The organism is Photobacterium damselae (genome assembly GCF_003026815.1).
Lineage (GTDB): Bacteria > Pseudomonadota > Gammaproteobacteria > Enterobacterales > Vibrionaceae > Photobacterium > Photobacterium damselae.
This window is the reverse complement of sequence record NZ_PYOG01000026.1, coordinates 1-17,778: the sequence shown is the minus strand read 5'-3', so window position 1 is coordinate 17,778 and position 17,778 is coordinate 1. Positions and strand designations below refer to the sequence as shown.

15 protein-coding genes are annotated in these 17,778 nt (G+C 38.5%); 11 read left to right on the top strand and 4 right to left on the bottom strand.

Annotation, left to right across the window (positions count from 1 at the left end; all coding sequences use genetic code 11):
* The first annotated feature begins 251 nt into the window (after positions 1-251).
* The 5 genes from CTN07_RS17710 (at position 252) to CTN07_RS17680 (ending at position 7,900) form a co-directional block, all read left to right on the top strand.
* Entirely contained in the window at positions 252-770 is a 519-nt protein-coding gene (locus tag CTN07_RS17710; RefSeq protein ID WP_005304266.1) for an Hcp family type VI secretion system effector, read from the top strand.
* 378 nt (positions 771-1,148) lie between these two features.
* Positions 1,149-3,188 (top strand): type VI secretion system Vgr family protein, encoded by a 2,040-nt coding sequence (locus CTN07_RS17700; RefSeq protein WP_005304268.1) that lies wholly within the window; start codon positions 1,149-1,151, stop codon positions 3,186-3,188.
* A gap of 17 nt (positions 3,189-3,205) precedes the next feature.
* Positions 3,206-6,082 (top strand): hypothetical protein, encoded by a 2,877-nt coding sequence (locus CTN07_RS17695; protein ID WP_005304271.1) that lies wholly within the window; start codon positions 3,206-3,208, stop codon positions 6,080-6,082.
* The gene (locus CTN07_RS17690) at positions 6,082-6,519 is read left to right on the top strand and encodes a hypothetical protein (protein WP_036765429.1); all 438 of its coding nucleotides are present in this window, start codon (positions 6,082-6,084) and stop codon (positions 6,517-6,519) included. Before CTN07_RS17695 ends, CTN07_RS17690 begins: the two co-directional genes overlap by 1 nt.
* A gap of 688 nt (positions 6,520-7,207) precedes the next feature.
* Entirely contained in the window at positions 7,208-7,900 is a 693-nt protein-coding gene (locus CTN07_RS17680) for an immunity protein TsiV2 protein (protein WP_005304272.1), read from the top strand.
* A 103-nt stretch (positions 7,901-8,003) separates the two neighbouring features.
* Here CTN07_RS17680 and CTN07_RS17675 read toward each other — a convergent pair whose 3' ends face one another.
* Positions 8,004-8,900 carry a DMT family transporter gene (locus CTN07_RS17675; RefSeq protein ID WP_005304275.1) on the bottom strand — a complete coding sequence of 299 codons (897 nt, stop codon included), beginning with the start codon at positions 8,898-8,900 and terminating at the stop codon, positions 8,004-8,006.
* 122 nt (positions 8,901-9,022) lie between these two features.
* Between CTN07_RS17675 and CTN07_RS17670 the strand changes: the two genes are divergently transcribed.
* Positions 9,023-9,928 (top strand): LysR family transcriptional regulator, encoded by a 906-nt coding sequence (locus CTN07_RS17670; protein ID WP_005304278.1) that lies wholly within the window; start codon positions 9,023-9,025, stop codon positions 9,926-9,928.
* Positions 9,929-10,451: 523 nt separating this feature from the next.
* Here the strand turns inward: CTN07_RS17670 and CTN07_RS17665 are convergent.
* Positions 10,452-11,897 carry an ArnT family glycosyltransferase gene (locus CTN07_RS17665; protein ID WP_005304284.1) on the bottom strand — a complete coding sequence of 482 codons (1,446 nt, stop codon included), beginning with the start codon at positions 11,895-11,897 and terminating at the stop codon, positions 10,452-10,454.
* 305 nt (positions 11,898-12,202) lie between these two features.
* Between CTN07_RS17665 and CTN07_RS17660 the strand changes: the two genes are divergently transcribed.
* The 5 genes from CTN07_RS17660 (at position 12,203) to CTN07_RS17640 (ending at position 16,648) form a co-directional block, all read left to right on the top strand.
* Entirely contained in the window at positions 12,203-12,892 is a 690-nt protein-coding gene (locus CTN07_RS17660; RefSeq protein ID WP_005304285.1) for a response regulator transcription factor, read from the top strand.
* The gene (locus tag CTN07_RS17655) at positions 12,882-14,138 is read left to right on the top strand and encodes a sensor histidine kinase (protein WP_005304287.1); all 1,257 of its coding nucleotides are present in this window, start codon (positions 12,882-12,884) and stop codon (positions 14,136-14,138) included. The genes CTN07_RS17660 and CTN07_RS17655 overlap by 11 nt, the downstream gene beginning before the upstream one ends.
* Before the next feature lie 480 nt (positions 14,139-14,618).
* Complete coding sequence (locus tag CTN07_RS17650; RefSeq protein ID WP_036765435.1) at positions 14,619-14,918, top strand: hypothetical protein; 300 nt, start codon at positions 14,619-14,621, stop codon at positions 14,916-14,918.
* Positions 14,919-15,143: 225 nt separating this feature from the next.
* The gene (locus tag CTN07_RS17645; RefSeq protein ID WP_005304290.1) at positions 15,144-16,205 is read left to right on the top strand and encodes an aspartate/glutamate racemase family protein; all 1,062 of its coding nucleotides are present in this window, start codon (positions 15,144-15,146) and stop codon (positions 16,203-16,205) included.
* A 143-nt stretch (positions 16,206-16,348) separates the two neighbouring features.
* Positions 16,349-16,648, top strand: a complete 300-nt coding sequence (locus CTN07_RS17640) for a hypothetical protein (RefSeq protein WP_036765438.1) — start codon at positions 16,349-16,351, stop codon at positions 16,646-16,648.
* 189 nt (positions 16,649-16,837) lie between these two features.
* On the opposite strand, the gene CTN07_RS17635 is transcribed toward CTN07_RS17640, so the two are convergent.
* Positions 16,838-17,149, bottom strand: coding sequence for a hypothetical protein (locus CTN07_RS17635; RefSeq protein WP_005304293.1), 312 nt, complete (start codon positions 17,147-17,149; stop codon positions 16,838-16,840).
* A 125-nt stretch (positions 17,150-17,274) separates the two neighbouring features.
* Positions 17,275-17,550 (bottom strand): hypothetical protein, encoded by a 276-nt coding sequence (locus CTN07_RS17630; RefSeq protein ID WP_036765440.1) that lies wholly within the window; start codon positions 17,548-17,550, stop codon positions 17,275-17,277.
* Between the last annotated feature and the right edge of the window lie 228 nt (positions 17,551-17,778).

The following is a 17,778-nucleotide window of genomic DNA, read 5'->3' as shown; positions in this document are numbered from 1 at the left end:
TGTTACAATAATTGTTTTATTTTTGTTAAATATTGTTTTTTATCGGGCAAGATCTTGCTCGCTGGGCAACTTATTGCCCGCCTCTGAGCAAGATCTTGCCCAGAAAAAATCTTCTCAAATATATTTAAAATTAAATTCCTTTTTATTCAATGAGTTAAATTTTTGTCTAAGTTGGCATACATCCTGCACTTAATACGTAGGCAAAAAATGCCGATTTAACATTTAACAATAAAATTAGAAGGATATTTTCCATGCCAACTCCTTGTTATATTTCAATCCAAGGTAAAACTCAGGGCAACATTACAGCTGGCGCATTTACTGCTGATTCTGTGGGTAACATCTATGTTGAAGGTCATGAAGACCAGATGCTTGTTCAAGAATTCAAGCACATCGTTACCGTTCCTACGGATCCTCAATCAGGTCAGCCAGCGGGTCAACGCGTACATAAGCCATTTAAGTTTACAGTCGCGCTTAATAAAGCCGTTCCACTCATGTTCAACTCACTGGCTTCTGGTGAAATGCTGCCAAAAGTTGAGCTGAAGTGGTACCGTACTTCTGTTGAGGGTAAGCAAGAGCATTACTTCACAACAACGCTGACTGACGCAACCATTGTTGATATCAACACTCACATGCCTCATTGCCAAGATCCATCAAAAGCAGATTTCACTCAGCTTATTGAAGTGTCTATGGCCTACCGTAAGATCAACTGGGATCACACTATCTCAGGTACTTCTGGTGCTGACGACTGGCGTGCACCGCTAGAAGCGTAATCGCACAAGTTTGAGGAATGCGCCTCACTTTTGGGTGTGGTGTCTTTCTTTTCCTTCCGTGCTTAATCACCATTATCACAACGAATAATAATATACCCAAGTAACCTCAAGATGCGAGGTTCAGCGAGAATAATTTGGTTTACAGGCAAGGCAACGATTTGAAGATCTAGTGGCTCTAAATTAAAAATCGTTAACGTAGTATGTGAAGCAAATTAACTCGCCCTTTGGGAGCGTGTCACAGACACAATTTCATCGTCAAACAATTTGGAAATAGCGAGCTATTACACTGCATTGTTTGTCTTGAACTTGAATCAGTGACAACGCTCTGAATCCTGCATCTTGAAGTCACTTGGGTATACAATAACGAGTAACGTCGCTATGGCTAGTGGATTACAATTTACCTTCACGGTAGAAGGGCTCGATGCCTCAACATTTGCTGTGACTGAATTTCGAGGAAGTGATGGTTTGTCCCTTCCTTTTTCCTTTTCTATTGACCTTGCCAGCCGTAACCCATCGCTAAGCCCAAATGACACCGTGGATCGCAATTGCTGTTTATCGGTATGGCGTGAAGGCGAATTAAAACAGCAGTGGTTTGGTATTGTTGCGGGATTTTCTCAAGGCGATACGGGACATCATCATACGCTATACCAAGTACAGATGATCCCGCCGATAGGGCGCTTAGCTCTACGTCATAATAGCCGTATTTTTCAAACTCAAACGGTGCCTGAAATCATCTCTATTTTACTGCAAGAGATGAATGTACAAGATTATGCTTTTGCGTTAGCCCGTCAGTATCCGCAACGTGAATATTGTGTTCAATATCGTGAAACGGACTTAGCCTTTTTACAACGTATCGCCGCAGAAGAAGGTATTTTCTTCTCATTTAGCCACAAAGGTAATAAAAATACGGTGATCTTCACCGATGATACTCAAAATGTGGCGATGTTACCTGAGCCCGTGGCCTATAACGGATTAAGCGGTGGCTCCAGCCCATTGCCTTTTGTGCGTCAATTTAAGCGAATGGCACAAATCCGTCCGTCATCTGCACAATTAAAAGATTACAGTTTCAAAAATCCGGCTTACAGTTTTTTGCTCACAGAGCAAGCCAAAGAAGCGGCTTATCAGCAAGCCATTTATGAACAATATGACTATCCCGGTCGTTATAAAAATGATGAGAGTGGCAAGCCCTTTACTCAGTTTCGTTTAGAGTCTCTGCGCCGAGATGCGGAAACTGCCCAAGCAAAAAGTAATCTGGAAATCTTATTAGCTGGTTCTAAGTTTGTACTTCAAGATCACAGTGATGATGCGTGCAATCGTGATTGGTTGTTAGTTGAAATAAAACATCACGGTACTCAGCCTCAAGCGCTAGAAGAAGCGGGCGGTCATGGTGTCACAACCTATAACAATGAATTTGTGGTGATACCGGGACACAAACCTTGGCGACCGCCATTTAATGCAAAACCTTGTGTCGATGGTCCTCAAATTGCTCGTGTTGTCGGCCCTGAAGGCGAAGAAATTTATTGTGATGAGTTTGGTCGAGTCAAAATTCAGTTTCCATGGGATCGTTATTCTAACAATGATGATAATGCCAGTTGTTGGGTACGAGTCTCCCAAGGCTGGGCGGGAACTCAATATGGTATGGTGGCGCTGCCTCGTGTTGGGCATGAAGTCATTGTGGATTTCTTTGAAGGGGATCCAGATCAGCCAATTATTACGGGTCGTACTTATAACGCGACCAATAAGCCGCCTTATGAACTCCCTGCTCATAAAACCCGAACGGTGTTGCGAACAGAAACCCACCAAGGTGACGGTTACAACGAATTACGTTTTGAAGATCAAGCAGGTAAAGAAGAGATTTATGTCCATGCACAAAAGGATATGAATCTGCTGGTTGAGAATGACCGTAAAGATGACATCAAACACGATCTCCACCTTGATGTTGCTAATGAGCGTTTTACTCACATCAAAGCCAATGACCATTTAACCGTTGATGGTGAGTCTCGTAGTCATACCAAAGGAAATAAAACGATTGTTACCGATGCATCAAGCCATTTGAAGCAAGGTAATAGCTTATTGGTTGATGCTGGCCGAGAAATACACCTCAAAGGCGGCAGTAAAATTGTTGTTGAGTCTGACGCAGAGCTCACCTTAAAAGCGGGAGGTAGTTTTGTCAAAATTGATGGCTCTGGTGTCTCTATTGTGGGTTCTAAGATCAACTTAAACTCAGGAGGCAGTGCTGGCTCTGGTTCGGGATATGCTGGAAGTGCTCCGTTACTGCCGGGAGGAGTAGAGCCTGCTAAGACGATTACTGAAGTGCAGTCATCAAATATAGCCCCAACGAAAGAAGCTCAGAATGCATTGTTGAAAGAATCAGATAACCAAGATGATTTCTTATCTAAGTTTCGTTTTTCTAGCTAATTATTGAGTGATTCAAGATGTTCCTTTATCCATTTAATCAAAAAAATGGCTCTCCATATCCTAGCCAAAAAGCATTTGAATCCGTCTTACAAAAAGAGTCTGTAGGACACTTCGGTTTTAATGCGAGTAATTTATGTTGGCATGGTGGAGTCCATGTTTCTCATAATAACGCCCCATGGTTAAAAGATGAGTCTCCGCTGCAAGCTATCGCAGATGGCGTTGTGGTTGCTTGTCGGATCAGCGATACCTATCAGCATTCAAGGTTTGAAGGTCAGACGTTGGATTACAGTTCCGATTTTTGTTTGATTCAGCATACGGTTGCCAATCCTAAGCAATCCGAGGAAACCTTTACGTTCTATGCGTTGTATATGCATTTAGCGCCACTTTGCTCACCTCACCGAGAAGTATCTGAACACCCTCGTTATCGCTTACGCACTTCACAATCGGCGAAGATACTTGAGGTGACAGGGGAGTCTGTCTCTTTAGATAAAGGCACGATCATTGAAGCGACCAACGAAGAGATCGTAAAGCAAAATGGGTATGCGTTTAAACCTTTTACGGTAATCCGCACATCGTCAGGTCAATGGGTAGAAAAGACTGTTTGGTTGGCGGTAGAGAAGGACGGTCCCCCAAGTGATATACGGCGTCGTTTTCTTGGTGATGCAGAGCAATATCAAGCTTTATTGCACGATAATAAAGCGTGGATTGAGCCCGACTTATGGCAACCTCCTCGTTCTTTAAAACGTGGCAGTCGAGTGAAAGCGCTGTCTTTAGAGCCTGTGCGCAGTGGGGATTACCTCATGCACGCTTATAAACTGTTAGACAGTGAAGAAACGGTATGGTTTGTGACAGGAAAATACGAATCGAGTAGCTCCTTTTTTGATACATACGCAGACTCGTATCAGCTCCCAAATTGGCTCTTAACGAAAGTGATTGCGCGAACCCGTACAGAGGGGCTCTGTGGGCGTAGTGATCCCAAGAATAACACTCAAGGTGAATTAGAAGCCGGAGCGGTGGCATTTCACTTACCGAAAGATACGTTACTTCGATTTGATAAGACTCAAGATTGCAGCTTACAGAAGTTGAATGGGAAAATGCGGCTTATGGCGCGCTGTCAACTAGATCCAACAACTCCAGTTAAGAATAGTTCTGGGCAATTAGCCCGTGAGGTTTGGGTTTGTGTCGAAGACGAATTTATAGAGGTTGTGCAGGCTGATACGGTGGCTCTGAATTCGCTTCATTGCTTTGGAACTCGCTCCTCGTTAGTAATTAGTGGGGGGGATGCCATTGGTTATTTAGGTCGTTACGATGTGGCGAATGCTGAAGAGAATAAACCACCAGTGACCGTTCGCCATCAAGTACACTTTGAGTTATTTTCTAACGAAAAACCACCTCAATTTTTCATTGATATGTATCTTGGAGAGGCAGATAAAGAGAACCCTTACTTTGTGCTGTCTGATATATCAGGATGTGATGGTTTTTTAGATTTGGATGAGCCATCCCCTTTCTTTCAACAACTCAGTGCTCATACGGGGAAACAGGGAACCTCAGGATTTGATATTCTGCGTAATCTTATGGATTGGAACAGTGAAAAGACGGTGATCGCACAGCATGAAAGCGAATGGGCGGTGAAGTCGAGTGAAAAAGCGTTCTTACCTAAATTGGTCGAGAAAGTGAACAAGCCAAGGTTTACGGCCTTGATTGAGCACGAAAAAGAGCGAATAGATAACATGATATGGTTGCCAGAGGTGAGCAAACTTGGATTATCAAATAATGTGTGGAATTGGTGGCCGATTCATTACGTTGAATCAACGGATGATGTGAACGATGTGTATCTGGTCATTATGGACGAAGACATCAGCATCGAAGATTTTGCACAACAAACTTACCATTCAAAAGATAAGACGGTTATTGATCATATCTTACGAACGAATCCGCATTTAAAACGCAGTTTCCATCAGATAGTAGCAGGAATGCCAATGGTGGTTTCACCTTATACATACTCGCATTCAGGTGAAGCGGATGCGCTGAGTTTTGCGGATAAATTGATGACAGAGTTTTTGACGCTCAATGACGAACAAAAGGCATGGTACGGTAAAAACAGCGCATTAGTTAATCACACCGCATTAATGTTACCACCTTCTGAATCAGGGGGAATTGGTTGGAACGATGTTGTTGTGGGTTCGACAGCAGCTATAGCGAGCTATCAAATTATTCATGACTCTTTTAATAACCGTTTAGAGCAGTTTGCTCAGTTTATGGATGAAGCCAACAAGGAACTGCAATACGTTGATAAAGCGAATTTAAAATCGCACCCTAAATATAAAGCTTATCGACAAGAGTTAAAATTACTAGAACAAGATTTAAAAGGTCTCTTTAAACAATACTGGAAACCTTCGTACTTAAAAGAACTTCAAGTGCCAAGTATTAACGAATTGTTTAATATTGGAAATCGACAATTGTATCGAACTGCGGATTTTGCAGAATCATTCAGTGCAATTAATACCGCTAAGGTTTTTAAAGATGCAATGAAAACAAGCAGAATGTTAGGACTTGCTGGTGATACTGCATTTTTATTAGGGGCTAGAAACAATATTATGAATATGTGGGATTCTTGTGATACCAATACTCTTACAGAAGATTGTGAAAAAGCATTTATTAAAAATGGAACATCATTGGTAGTTAATTATCAGGTTGGTACATCAATAATGACTTATGCGGTAAGTTTAGCTCCTTCTTCAATGGGATTATCTCTAGTGATTGGTATCGGGGGTACTATGTTATGGGGCTACTATGGTGGTGAATTGACTGATTCTATTGGTGATGTAGTTGAGTATATGGTATTTGATTTAACTATTGAAGATGTAAAAAATAAAATTAAGGAGTTTTTATAATGAAAGAGTTTATTTTAATGTTGAGCGAAAATTATCCTTTTTTATATTTGTGCTTTATACTTGTTGTTGCTGTAATGATTTTATCAATGATATTGACTTTGGTTTTTTCTTTTATTTTGAAATTGTTAACGATAAATAAACGGAATGATATTTACAAATATTATGTCGAGAATTCTCCTGAGATTTACAAACCTTGGGTTAGTATTAAATTTGGTGGTTGGCTTAGAAATATTGATGTGCCTTTTATTTATTGGCGATTTTTTCAGTTTTTTTATAAAATGACTAAAGATGATGTAAAAAAATGGAGGAATGTTGTAAAAAAAAGTTTTGGTAAATATTATATAATATATATGGCTAGACTTATTACAAAGAAAATGATGTTAATCATTGTTATTCCAATGCTGGTTGGAATTGCTATATATATGGTTTTTAATTGAATTTTAATAGTTTTTTAATCAATAAAAAACGTAAGGATAAAATGGCTGGTGAAGTTAATCATGAGTATGTAGTGGATCCATTTTTATCGTTAATGGATAAGTAAATATACTGGAAATTTTAATTGGAGTAAGATTTTACTCTGCACCATATGTTGGAATGTTCGCTGTTCCTGTTTTTGTTGCATGTATTATAATTAGTTATGGCGATGAAAAACGAATGATATTTATTGATGAACAGTTATCTAAAGATAAGTGTTCATATAAACGATTAAATTTTATGAGTATAGGTGCAAGATTTCAAGGGTATTGTTTCTCTTTTCCTTTTATAAGGAAAAGAATTAAATCTAATTCAAAGGCGTTTACTGTTTTTATGATATTTTGTTCTGTCTGGTTCTATTCAGTTGTACTAGTACTATTAAGCAACAGTATTATTGATTATCTTACAGCATAACAACCATAATCTTTATCTGTAACAAAGTTCAGTTTTTATGTGATATTTTACTCAAAATAAAGTTGCGAAACGTTCGTGTTTCGCAATCGGCTACTTTTTATCAATTAAGGTTAACTACCTTTAAAACTAGTTGTTTGCCATTAAACTTATTCCAATTAACTAGAGCACTTTTATTATTAGTTAGTAAATAACTTATGACGCTGTTAGTAATCGACATGGTGTAGCAGGATAATCACAATGGAAAAATTAGATTTAGATGAAGCACAACAAATCGAACGTTTATATACTACCTCCCCTGTGTATGAGTGGGAGTTGATTGTCAATACTATCTCGTTTCGAACTAAGATGATGTATATCATGCTGTTGGGATCTTTCGGTGTCGCTATAGTATTTTTTCTTTTAGGCTTCAGTTGGTTATCTTTAGTACCTATTGTTGTAGGTTCTTTCTTAACACCATGGTTTCGTTATTTGGTAAACTCAGACAAGCGCTATTATTATGCTATAAATCAATATGGAATGTACTCAACAGAAGAGCAGATTATCCCAGAAATCGCCTATACCATAGTGAGATATTCAGCTTGGGTTGGCTGTGGAATTTGTTTATTTGCCGCTATTTTGGTTGGTCCCATTGCTTTTGTGGGAGCGGGAGGGGCCGCATTGTTATCATTCCAAATGACCAACTTTCGTTCTGTTCCATACAAAAGTCAGTGTTTATTTGATAACGCAGCCATATTAAAAAACTATCGAGAAAATGATTATCTCTTGAGAACTGAAAATTCTATGATTCCGCTTATTATCCCAGAATGTAAGCTTCCAAGAATTATTAATGTTATCAAACAGTATAACGATAGTTTTGAAGAAGAGTTTGTTGATTTATATAAAGATTCCAAATTTCAAGCTCGTCCAATAATCCTCGAAATTGTTCGCTAAAAGTAGATGAAACGAAAATGCCATTCACTTTAATCGGTGAATGGCATTTTTTAGTAGAGTTAGTAAAACATGATCTCTGTTTTATCTAGCCTTATACATATCTTTAAGGTGCTACATGTTCTAGTGGTTGGGTTTGGGCTGCCAATACTTTTTGTTTTCTTTTCTCAACATTGGCAAGCCAAGCGATAGGTATCACAATCATTATCGTCCCGATGAGCATGTAGATATCCGGTAATTCATTGAACCACAAAATACCGACACCAACGGCTCCAATTAAACCACTATATTCTGCACTGGCTATTTTACTGCTTTCAGCTGAGCGATAAGCAACAACACAGCTTCCCGCATAAATTAGAATTAGAGCACTAGAACCGGCTGCTGTAAGTAATGGTCCCCAATCCCATGGTTTACCTTCAAGCAAGGCTAAAGTTAGTGATGCAGGCATCCCAACTAAATTTGTTAAAAATAGAGTCTGAATAACGGTTTGTTCTGCCGGTAACTTGCGGATCAATAAATTATTTAAGGCAAGGGTGACTGCAACAACCAGAGCCGCAATGGCTGACCAGCTGATTTCTGTTGGACGAATCACAACCAGCACCCCTGCAAAACCACAAATGGCCGCAAAGAGTGAGTAGCGAGTTAGTTTCTCGTTATAGATAAACATCGCCAGTGGCAACATCAGTAATGGTGCGGCATAGAAAATGGCGTTAGCTGTTGCAAGTGGCATAGTATTGAGAGAAATGAACATTCCAATTGCACCTAATAACCAAACATGGCCACGTAATGCATGCCATTTAATACCTGAGGTAAAGCTGCTCAATGAGTAACGATAACAAAAAGGTAGCAGCATTAATACCGCCGTTAACTGACGGAAAAAAACAAATTGAAATACGGGACTATCTGCACCAACAGTTTTCACTAATGCATCGGAGAACACGGCAATCAAATTCCCTACAATCAGTATTAACATAGCAAAACCGACAGAGTGATTTTTGTTCATAGCGCCTCCTAGTGTGTTATTGAGTATGTATGTATATCTACGATGAGATCTGAGCTAGAGATAGTAAATCTTTAAGATGAAGTATAATGATATAAATTCCTCTAGTATGAGCTGAACTAATAATGAAACTCCCTCCTTTACGTGCCGTGCAGTGTTTTGAAACAGTCGCTCGCTTAAACAGTTTTTCTCTGGCTGCTCAGCAATTACATATTACTCAGAGCGCCGTTAGTCATCAGGTTAAGCAACTGGAGGAATACTTAGGGGAAGAACTATTTATTCGCCAAGGACGTAAGCTGACATTATCTTCAGTAGGAGAGCAATACTTTGATGAAGTCAGTAATTCACTACAGACAATTTCTCAAGCCAGTCAACGATTGCGAGAAGGTGAAGATGGTAAGATCCGGCTTGCTTTGTATAGCTCGTTAGCGGTGAAATGGCTTATTCCTCGACTAGAAAACTTACGTCAATTGCATCCAGAAATTGATTTAAGTCTGAATATGATGGCTGATGAACCTGAGTTTAGCGATCGAGTGGCAGATTGCTTTATCACGGCCTATCCACCAAAGCGCAATTTTGTTAAAGAGTTTTTGTATGATGAGCATCTTTATCCATTTTGCAGTCAGCAGATTTGGCAACAGATAAAAGATAAACCGTTACCAGATGCGTTGTGGCAGCATAATTTGCTGTCAGTAAGTACGATTTTTTTACATGGTAAACCGGGGCAAGATTGGTATGAGTGGTGTCGTTTAGGGGGCTTTGAGCTGCCAGCAGAAGTTACAATGAGCCATTTTAGTCATATGTTATTAGCGGCCGAAGCTGCGCGTTACCATCAAGGCATTACGTTCTTAAATGACTTTTTCACGACAGACCAAGAAAGACAACAATACTTGATTCGTATCCCAATGCACGATTTACCTACGGGGGATAGCTTGTATTTTGTGTATAAGAAAAGTCGAGCAAAGCAGAAGGGAATTCAAACATTAAGCCGTTGGTTAAAAGCACAATGTCTTCAAATTGGACAGAGTTAATAAGTAGATATATAAAAATATAAGCCCCTGTTGAAAGGGGCCCATTTGATGTTTTAGTTAGAAGTGATTATTTCTTCTTGCTTACGCCTTTTAGGATTTCTTTAATGCGTTTGTTTTGAGTACGACGTGCCATGAAAAACTCCTTGTTAATCTTTACTAACTTTAGCGCCAATTTAGGCTTTGACTCATAATAAGAAACGTTATTTTTACGTTCTGATAACCACTATAACGTATTTAATTTTTAGATGAAGGGAGCAGAAATCTATCTCTATGCAAATAATTGTGATGTTTTTGTTGTTAGAATGAAAAATAATTTTAATGCGAGCTTTATCATTAGAATATCTTTTTACGCTATAACTGTATGCTGGTAATTTGTTCTATATGCTGGGTGTTTGTTCTTGAGTGAAAAGTGCGATCATGTTCACAAAAGTCTTGAGGTGAGTTTTTTCTGCTGGCTGGAAAACAGAAAAAAGAGCACAAATTTAGAAAATTGTGCTCTTGTAGATGATGGGGAAAATAGTGTTCAATTTATCGAACAATAATAGAGAATACGCTCTGATGTTTTTCCCCGTTGTTGACAATTTGGATATTGTTGAATATCTCGAAGGTTATCTTGAGTATTGCTCAGAACGATAAAAGTGGATTTGTTGAGGTCAGCCAGAAGTTGATCCGGTTTTGCTTCTGATCTAACGGCTTTACCATCGGAATAATATTGAGCTGAAAATGGTCGTTTACCCAGATATACTAAAGCACTTTGGTTATGCTCAGGTTGTTGTTTCCATATCGTAAGTAAACGATTATCTGCAGTTTTTCCTGTCACTCCCGAGCCTAATACGATTGCGGTAATAAAAAGCAGTATCGGTGTTATAAAACCAATAGTGTAAACTTTCTTATTCAATGGTTGCTCACTCTGGTATCGACTTAATAACAGAGCAAATGCAGGTATACTGGGCATCACGTAACTAGTAAGAATATTTCCAGCAAAAGTAAATAGGAATAGAGGCGCTAACATCCAGCACCATAAGAAGCTTAGATATCCGTCTGAACTGCTTTTCGAATCTCCTCCTGCTTTTAGGCGTTTAATCAGTTGCCAAATAAAAAGGGGGCTCCAAGGTAATGTTGCCAATAAAGCTAATAACCAAATAGTACCTCTTAACTCTTCATGAGCCGTTCCATAAAGATCGCCTTTCCATCCGCTAACCACAAAGCGCATAAAGTGTTCGCCGATAATAAAATAATGTAAAAATCCTGGGGTTTTCCACTCCGCCAATAAATACCAAGGTAACGTTAAAACTAGAAAGGTGACTAAACCATATCCCCAAGGTAATTTTGCATACAGTAAGCGCCAACGACCGTCAGACAGGCTCCAGAGTATAATACTCATTCCTACTAATACGAGGGTTAATGGCCCTTTTGCTAGCATCCCGATGGCTAATCCAACGAAAAATAGTAGCCCGAAAAATAGAGATGGTTGTTGCCAGTTACGCCAAAAACTGACCATGCTAAGTGTAATCGCAAAAGTTAAGGCTGTGTCTGTCATGACGGCACCAGAGATAACAATGAATGCGGTACTGGTTGCTAAAATTGCTGCGCTAAGCAGTGCCACCGTATTGTTTTTCTGTACTTTTTTGGCGAACAGGTAAGTTATTATTGTAATGAGAATACCGACCAGCAAATGAGGTAGTCGAACAGCGAATTCTGAATTGCCTAATAGCTTGATACTTGCAGCACTTAGCCAACTAAACAGAGGGGGTTTACCCCAAAATGGTACATTGTAATCAAACATTGGCGTAATCCAGTTGCCTGTTTCTGCCATAATTCGAGCCATTTCCCCATATCTAGCCTCTGTCGTATCCATGAGTGGGTACATGCTTAAAGTTACAAAGCGAATAATGAATGTGGAGATGACAGTAATTATTGCTATATGAGCCAAAGAGGTTTGTTTTGTAAGTTTATTGAAGATTCTCATGATCTTTTCCATTCATTATTTAGGGGAGCCAAGACTTGGATTACTCGTGTAATGAAAGAAAAAGATAGTGATATTAAGCTGTGATCTCATAAAAAATGGGGGGGAGTGGTATATGGTTGTCATGGGAAATCCTCATAATAAAATCCCCATTAACTTAAAATGTAGATGGTGATAAAAAGGTTATCGACGTTTTTTTCACGTTTTTCTATGCGACAATGCTATACCTAAGTTATTTCAAACCGCGAAGTGTAGGGCGTATAACTTCGCGGTATACGACATAAATATAAATCAATGAGAGAGATACTATGCGGATTCTTTTAGTTGAAGATCACCACGATACTGCGGGGATTATTTTTGATTACTTTGAAATCAAAGGCGCAGTTCTCGATCATGCAGCCACAGGCCCTAGAGGATTAGCTTTAGCAAAAGAGCAACATTACGATCTTATTATTTTAGATCTCATGTTACCTAAAATGGATGGACTGACAGTGTGCCGTGAGCTACGAGATTATGGTATCGATACACCTGTATTAATGCTAACAGCCATGGATAGCAGAGAAGACATTTTGGCTGGCTTTCAAAACGGTGCAGACGATTACCTAGTTAAACCGTTTGATTTAGAAATTTTAGAGGCTAGAGTCAAAGCGTTAACTCGTCGACGCAGCGGGATGGTGGCTTCTAACACCCTCGTGTTTGGTGAACTCTCTTTAGATGTAAAAACACATACGGCTTATCGTAAGTCCTGTAAATTCGCACTGAATCCTTCACTATTTACTATTTTACGCCTATTAATGACTCGAGCTCCCCAAGTGGTAACAAAAGATGAGTTAGTGACAGCATTATGGGGAGATGATGAGCCAGACAGTAATGTGCTACGTAGTCATTTATATCAGCTTAGAAATTTAATCGATAAACCTTTTGAGCATGCTTATATTCAAACGTTGCCAAAAGTGGGGTATCAGTTAGTTACACCTGAGGTCTCACATGAAGATTAAATCCGCTAAGCAGTTAACGTTTACTTATTTTTCTATTGTTGCGTTTGCGATTATTGCAATCCACTTTTCTATTTTTGAATCAACAATTGAAGATTTAGAGATGTTTAATGCGCAAAATAGGCTAGATATGGCACTAGAGTCGGTACAACAAAACCTACCGCAAGATGAGCTTGAACATAACAACCCTTATACCTCGTTCTATTTTGGGAAAGCAAATATACCTAGCGATATTCATCTACCTGAGAACTTACCTTTTAATAAAGCGGTTGAAGTGTATAAGCCGAGTCAAGATGAGTTAGAAACTGAATACTTTGTTATGCGATCCAAAGTGACTTATCAAGGCAAGGAACAAGAGGTTTATATTTTTAATATCGATCCTATATTTGAACGTAGTGAAGAGCAAATGATGGATTCGCAAAGCTATCAAATGCTACTAACATTAGGACTATTGTTAGTCAGTTTATTTGCGGTATTGCGTATTTCTGTTCGCTTAACCTCGCCTCTTTCTTCGCTATCTAAGCAGCTGCAAAACCGAGCGCATAATGATTTTACCCCCATTCAATTACCTTCAAGTGGTCAAACACGCGAATTGGTACAATTAGTAGAAAGCTTGAATGATTACCAACAGCAAATAACTGATCTGCTTGAACGAGAGCGGGCTTTTAACCGTTTTGCGAGTCATGAATTAAGAACGCCTCTTATGGTGATAAAAGGGGGACTGACTTTACTTGGGCACTCACAACAGCCAGAATTTGTTGAGCGTCAACGCAATCGAATGCTACCCGCTGTTGATGAGATGCAAGAGTATGTTCAGACCTTACTATCATTAACTCGTGATGAACAACTTACTGAAACTCCTTGGCAAATCAGGGAAGACTTAATTCATTCATTGATATCCAGTTACCAACAGTTATTGGATGGTAAAACCGTTAAAATTGACGTGGTGGCAAACGGTGAACCAACAGTTAATGCTCCTCTTCCTGCGGTCAAAATATTGCTTGGAAACTTAATAAAGAATGCTTTTACGTATACTGAACAAGGAAGAATCACAATAATCCTTAATACATCGAACGTGGTTATTTCTGATACCGGAGTTGGCATTGATCCAGATGCCGAGAATGGACAGAAAGGTTATGGACTAGGTCTACTTATTGTTAAAGATATTTGTCGAAAATATAACTGGAGTGTTGAATTAAGCAATAATAGGGCTAATGGCTGCGATGCAACTGTTGATTTCATAAATTAATTTTGCAAACTAGCTCACAAAATCATGTTGTTTGTTAAATTTCGATATGAATAACTATTCTTTGTTGGCATATGAATAGAAATGAACAGGATGATGAATTGTATTTTAATTGCGTATGAAATCTAATGGTTTCATTATGTTATGTATTAGATTTGGTTTGTCTCATTTAATAAGAACGAGATGTCTTAAATTGCAAAAATATGAATTTAAGCTTGTTTTGAATAGATAGGCAAATTTTCGTTTTTGAAAATTTAATTCACTAAAAATGGTAAACTGAAAAGGGTATTTTTTCTCTAAAACGGATTATAATAACCGCGAATTTGAAGACAAATCGTATGAAGAGTCGACATTTTTAAACATGGCTTTTCTCTTCATTGAAGCTCCAGTAGTAATAAGAATTACTGCCCGTGTTTAAAGAGATGTTGCCGTGGGTTGGGTTGATATCCCAAGCTGTTTCCCGAAACTTAGGAGGTATAGCTTATGTCCCTAGCGCCACCAATCTTAATTATTCTTGCTGTTTCTTTATTGATCACAATGGCTATTCACTATTTAACGAAAGCCACTAAAGCCCAATATAACAGTCAACTGAGATGTTGTGCAGTTGATCAATTAAGTCTTAGCGAATTTGAATCTTCACTTGAAGGACAGAGTTCTTTTGTATTAGCGAAAATGTCTAGCCATATTATGGACGCGATGCTTTATGCTAAAAGTGAAGGCCACGATTATCATGTCGATGAGTTGAATCAACGGTTAGCTTTGGTGTTAACTAAGATCCAATGAACACGTCTTTTATATAACGATAAACGCTTCATAACTCTAAGTTCTGGGGCGTTTTTTGATCTACTAGTAATATAATCCTTTCTCTTTCCATCTCTCTTTCCTTCATTAAATCTGTAACAAAAAGTAGAGTGCGTAATATCTCACGGAAACGTTTACACTAAATCGTTACGCTATGAAGTTGTTAGAGTAAATTAATCACAGTTTTTATAGAGCAAGGAAGTTGAGATGGGAAGTACTAGGATTGGTGTGATCGGTGGTATGGGCAATGAAGCCATGGTTGATTTAATTGAGAAAATCAATGGTTCGATCAGTGCCTCTGATTCAATTGAGTTAGTTGCTTTCGGTAACTCTCGCTTAGCATACAAAGCAGAAGAAGTGGGGCAACAGTGGCAAGCAACCGATACTCCAGAACTGCGCAAATATGCAACAGCTACCTACACGTTAAGATTGATGCAGTATTTAGATGTTAAAGTAATGGGATTGGCTTGTAATAGTGCTCATGAGCTATTTCGTACTATTTTGCCACAGATCCCAGTTCACTTTGTCGATATGATAAAGCAAACAGCAGCGTCATTAGAGGGTAGTGAAGACACCATTCTTGTTATGGGTGTCAATAGCTTAGTAGATTCTGGACTCTATCAGTCTGCATTAGCTGATCAGGGTGTTAAGTCAACAAAACCAAGCCTTGAGAATCAACAAAAAGTAATGGATGCCATTTATCATCCTGAGTTTGGTATTAAGACGGCTAAAATCACCCCGCAAGCAGAGCAGTTATTGTGTGAGGTGATTTGTGATGAATTAGCAAAACAGGGATGTACAAAGATTGTTCTTGGATGTACTGAATTACCTCTGGCTCTTACCGCGGAGAGTTGTCTTCGCTTTAAGCAACAAGGACTACTACCACCTGAAATCACTGTAATTGATGCTTCTATGGTGCTGGCACAAAGCCTAATATCAACACTCGGGGATGCAAGTTCGTTAATCGAGCCTTTACAAAGCTATCAACAACCATATTTAGATTGGATTGCACCTCTTGCTGTGAGTGTATCTAGTCTTGAGCAATTAGCATCCATTCAAAAACAGATATTTGCACAAACAACCTCATACTTAGCAAAAAATAATAAAAGCTTAACGGGAAGCTACATGCACCTCCCAACACTCTTTTTTACTGATAATGCCAAGGGCGTTGCTGACAAACTTCGATCAATCGACATTGAAGTGATTGATGGTGATGATTTAACTGCGGCAGATATAGAACAAGCATTGCAACGGCATTTGGCAGAATAAGATCAAATTGTGGCTAGATCCTCCTTTTGTTATTGATCCATCAGAAGATTTAGCCAATTACAAATGAACAGTGTTGTTTGTGTCGTTTTTTCGGTATCATACACGACTATTTATTGAGCATTAAAACGATTTAAAAGTACATTATGAGTAATTCGCCATTACAATCAGAGCAACAAGATCCACTATCTTTTCGTGCCGAACAGCGTACTGCGCCAGTAAGACCGACTAAGCCAGTATCAAAGAAATTAACCCAATGTCCAGCATGTGAAGGTATGGTCTCCCGTAAGGCGCATTTCTGTCCTCATTGCGGCGAGCCAGATCCTGCTAACCATTTGCGTAAATCGCAAGTTGTTTCTTGCGCGGTATGGACAGCGATCATTGCTACTGGATGCTGGTTTGCCTATAGCACACTGTGGCCTCTTGTTCTGCAACGTTTAGGCTAATAAACAAGTAAACCTTCTTATCTTTAAAAGCAGTCTTAATCGGCTGCTTTTTTGTATTAAAAATAAAAAAAGCCGCGATACCTGCGGCTGAGTACTGACTCCATCAATTATTTAAAAGTGAGCCAATGAAGTCAGTATTAACTAATAACCAAGTAAAACAAGATTATAGAGAATCAAGTTCAATCAGTATTAACGGCAACGCCAAGAAGTAGCTCGGTGTGTACTACGCTGATGGTTGTGTTGCGTTGCTGATTTTTTTAGGTGAATAATACGAGCTTCTTGTTCTTTAGATTCTTTATGAAGCTGTTTATAATTTTTTGTACTTTCAAACACTTCTTCACGAATAAAAAAGAGTTCATCTTGCACTTTATCTAATTGCATCAGCAGGACTTGAAGCTGCTCTTGATTATAATTAGCATCAGGTTGAGTGAGAGTTTGTTGAACAGCATCTTTGATCGTTTTAATTTGCTTGTATGCTTCAGTGATTTTTGAAGTATCCATAATTCATCATTCCTTATTTTCTATCCATTTACATATAACTTTATCAGAGAAGACACCGATCTGATGATGTGCTTTTATGGTCTTCATTATGGGATTACAAGTTTAACTCAATTGGTTTCTGTTATTCACAGTTTAAGCAGTATCATTCGCCAGATCCTCTGACTAAAATCAACGCTCTCTTCATGACAAATATAGTCCTCCTTAAACACTTTTGCATCATTAATGGCAATGTTTTTCACATATACTTTACCATCAACTTCAATACTTTTAGAATATCCCCGTGAGTATGGTGATGTTTCATACTTCAGGAAATTCAATGCCTTATCTGGGTCTGTGGTGTTTTTTATTATATCAGGGAACATGGATAAACCATGACTAATCCTTAACCTAAATGTTTTCATAAAAACTATCCTTAGTATGAAAAACGATAGTTAATAAACAGCGTTATTTTGCGTTCCTTTTGTTTTTATATGCTGTCTATATGAATCAATATACGCTCTGGTTTTTTATGGTCAACCTTAAAATGAAACAATATTAATGTTTTTCTTAAAACTATGAGCTAGATTTTATTATTTAAATTCTATTTTTAAATATAAGTAATAACGTATTATTAGTTATATTTATAATAC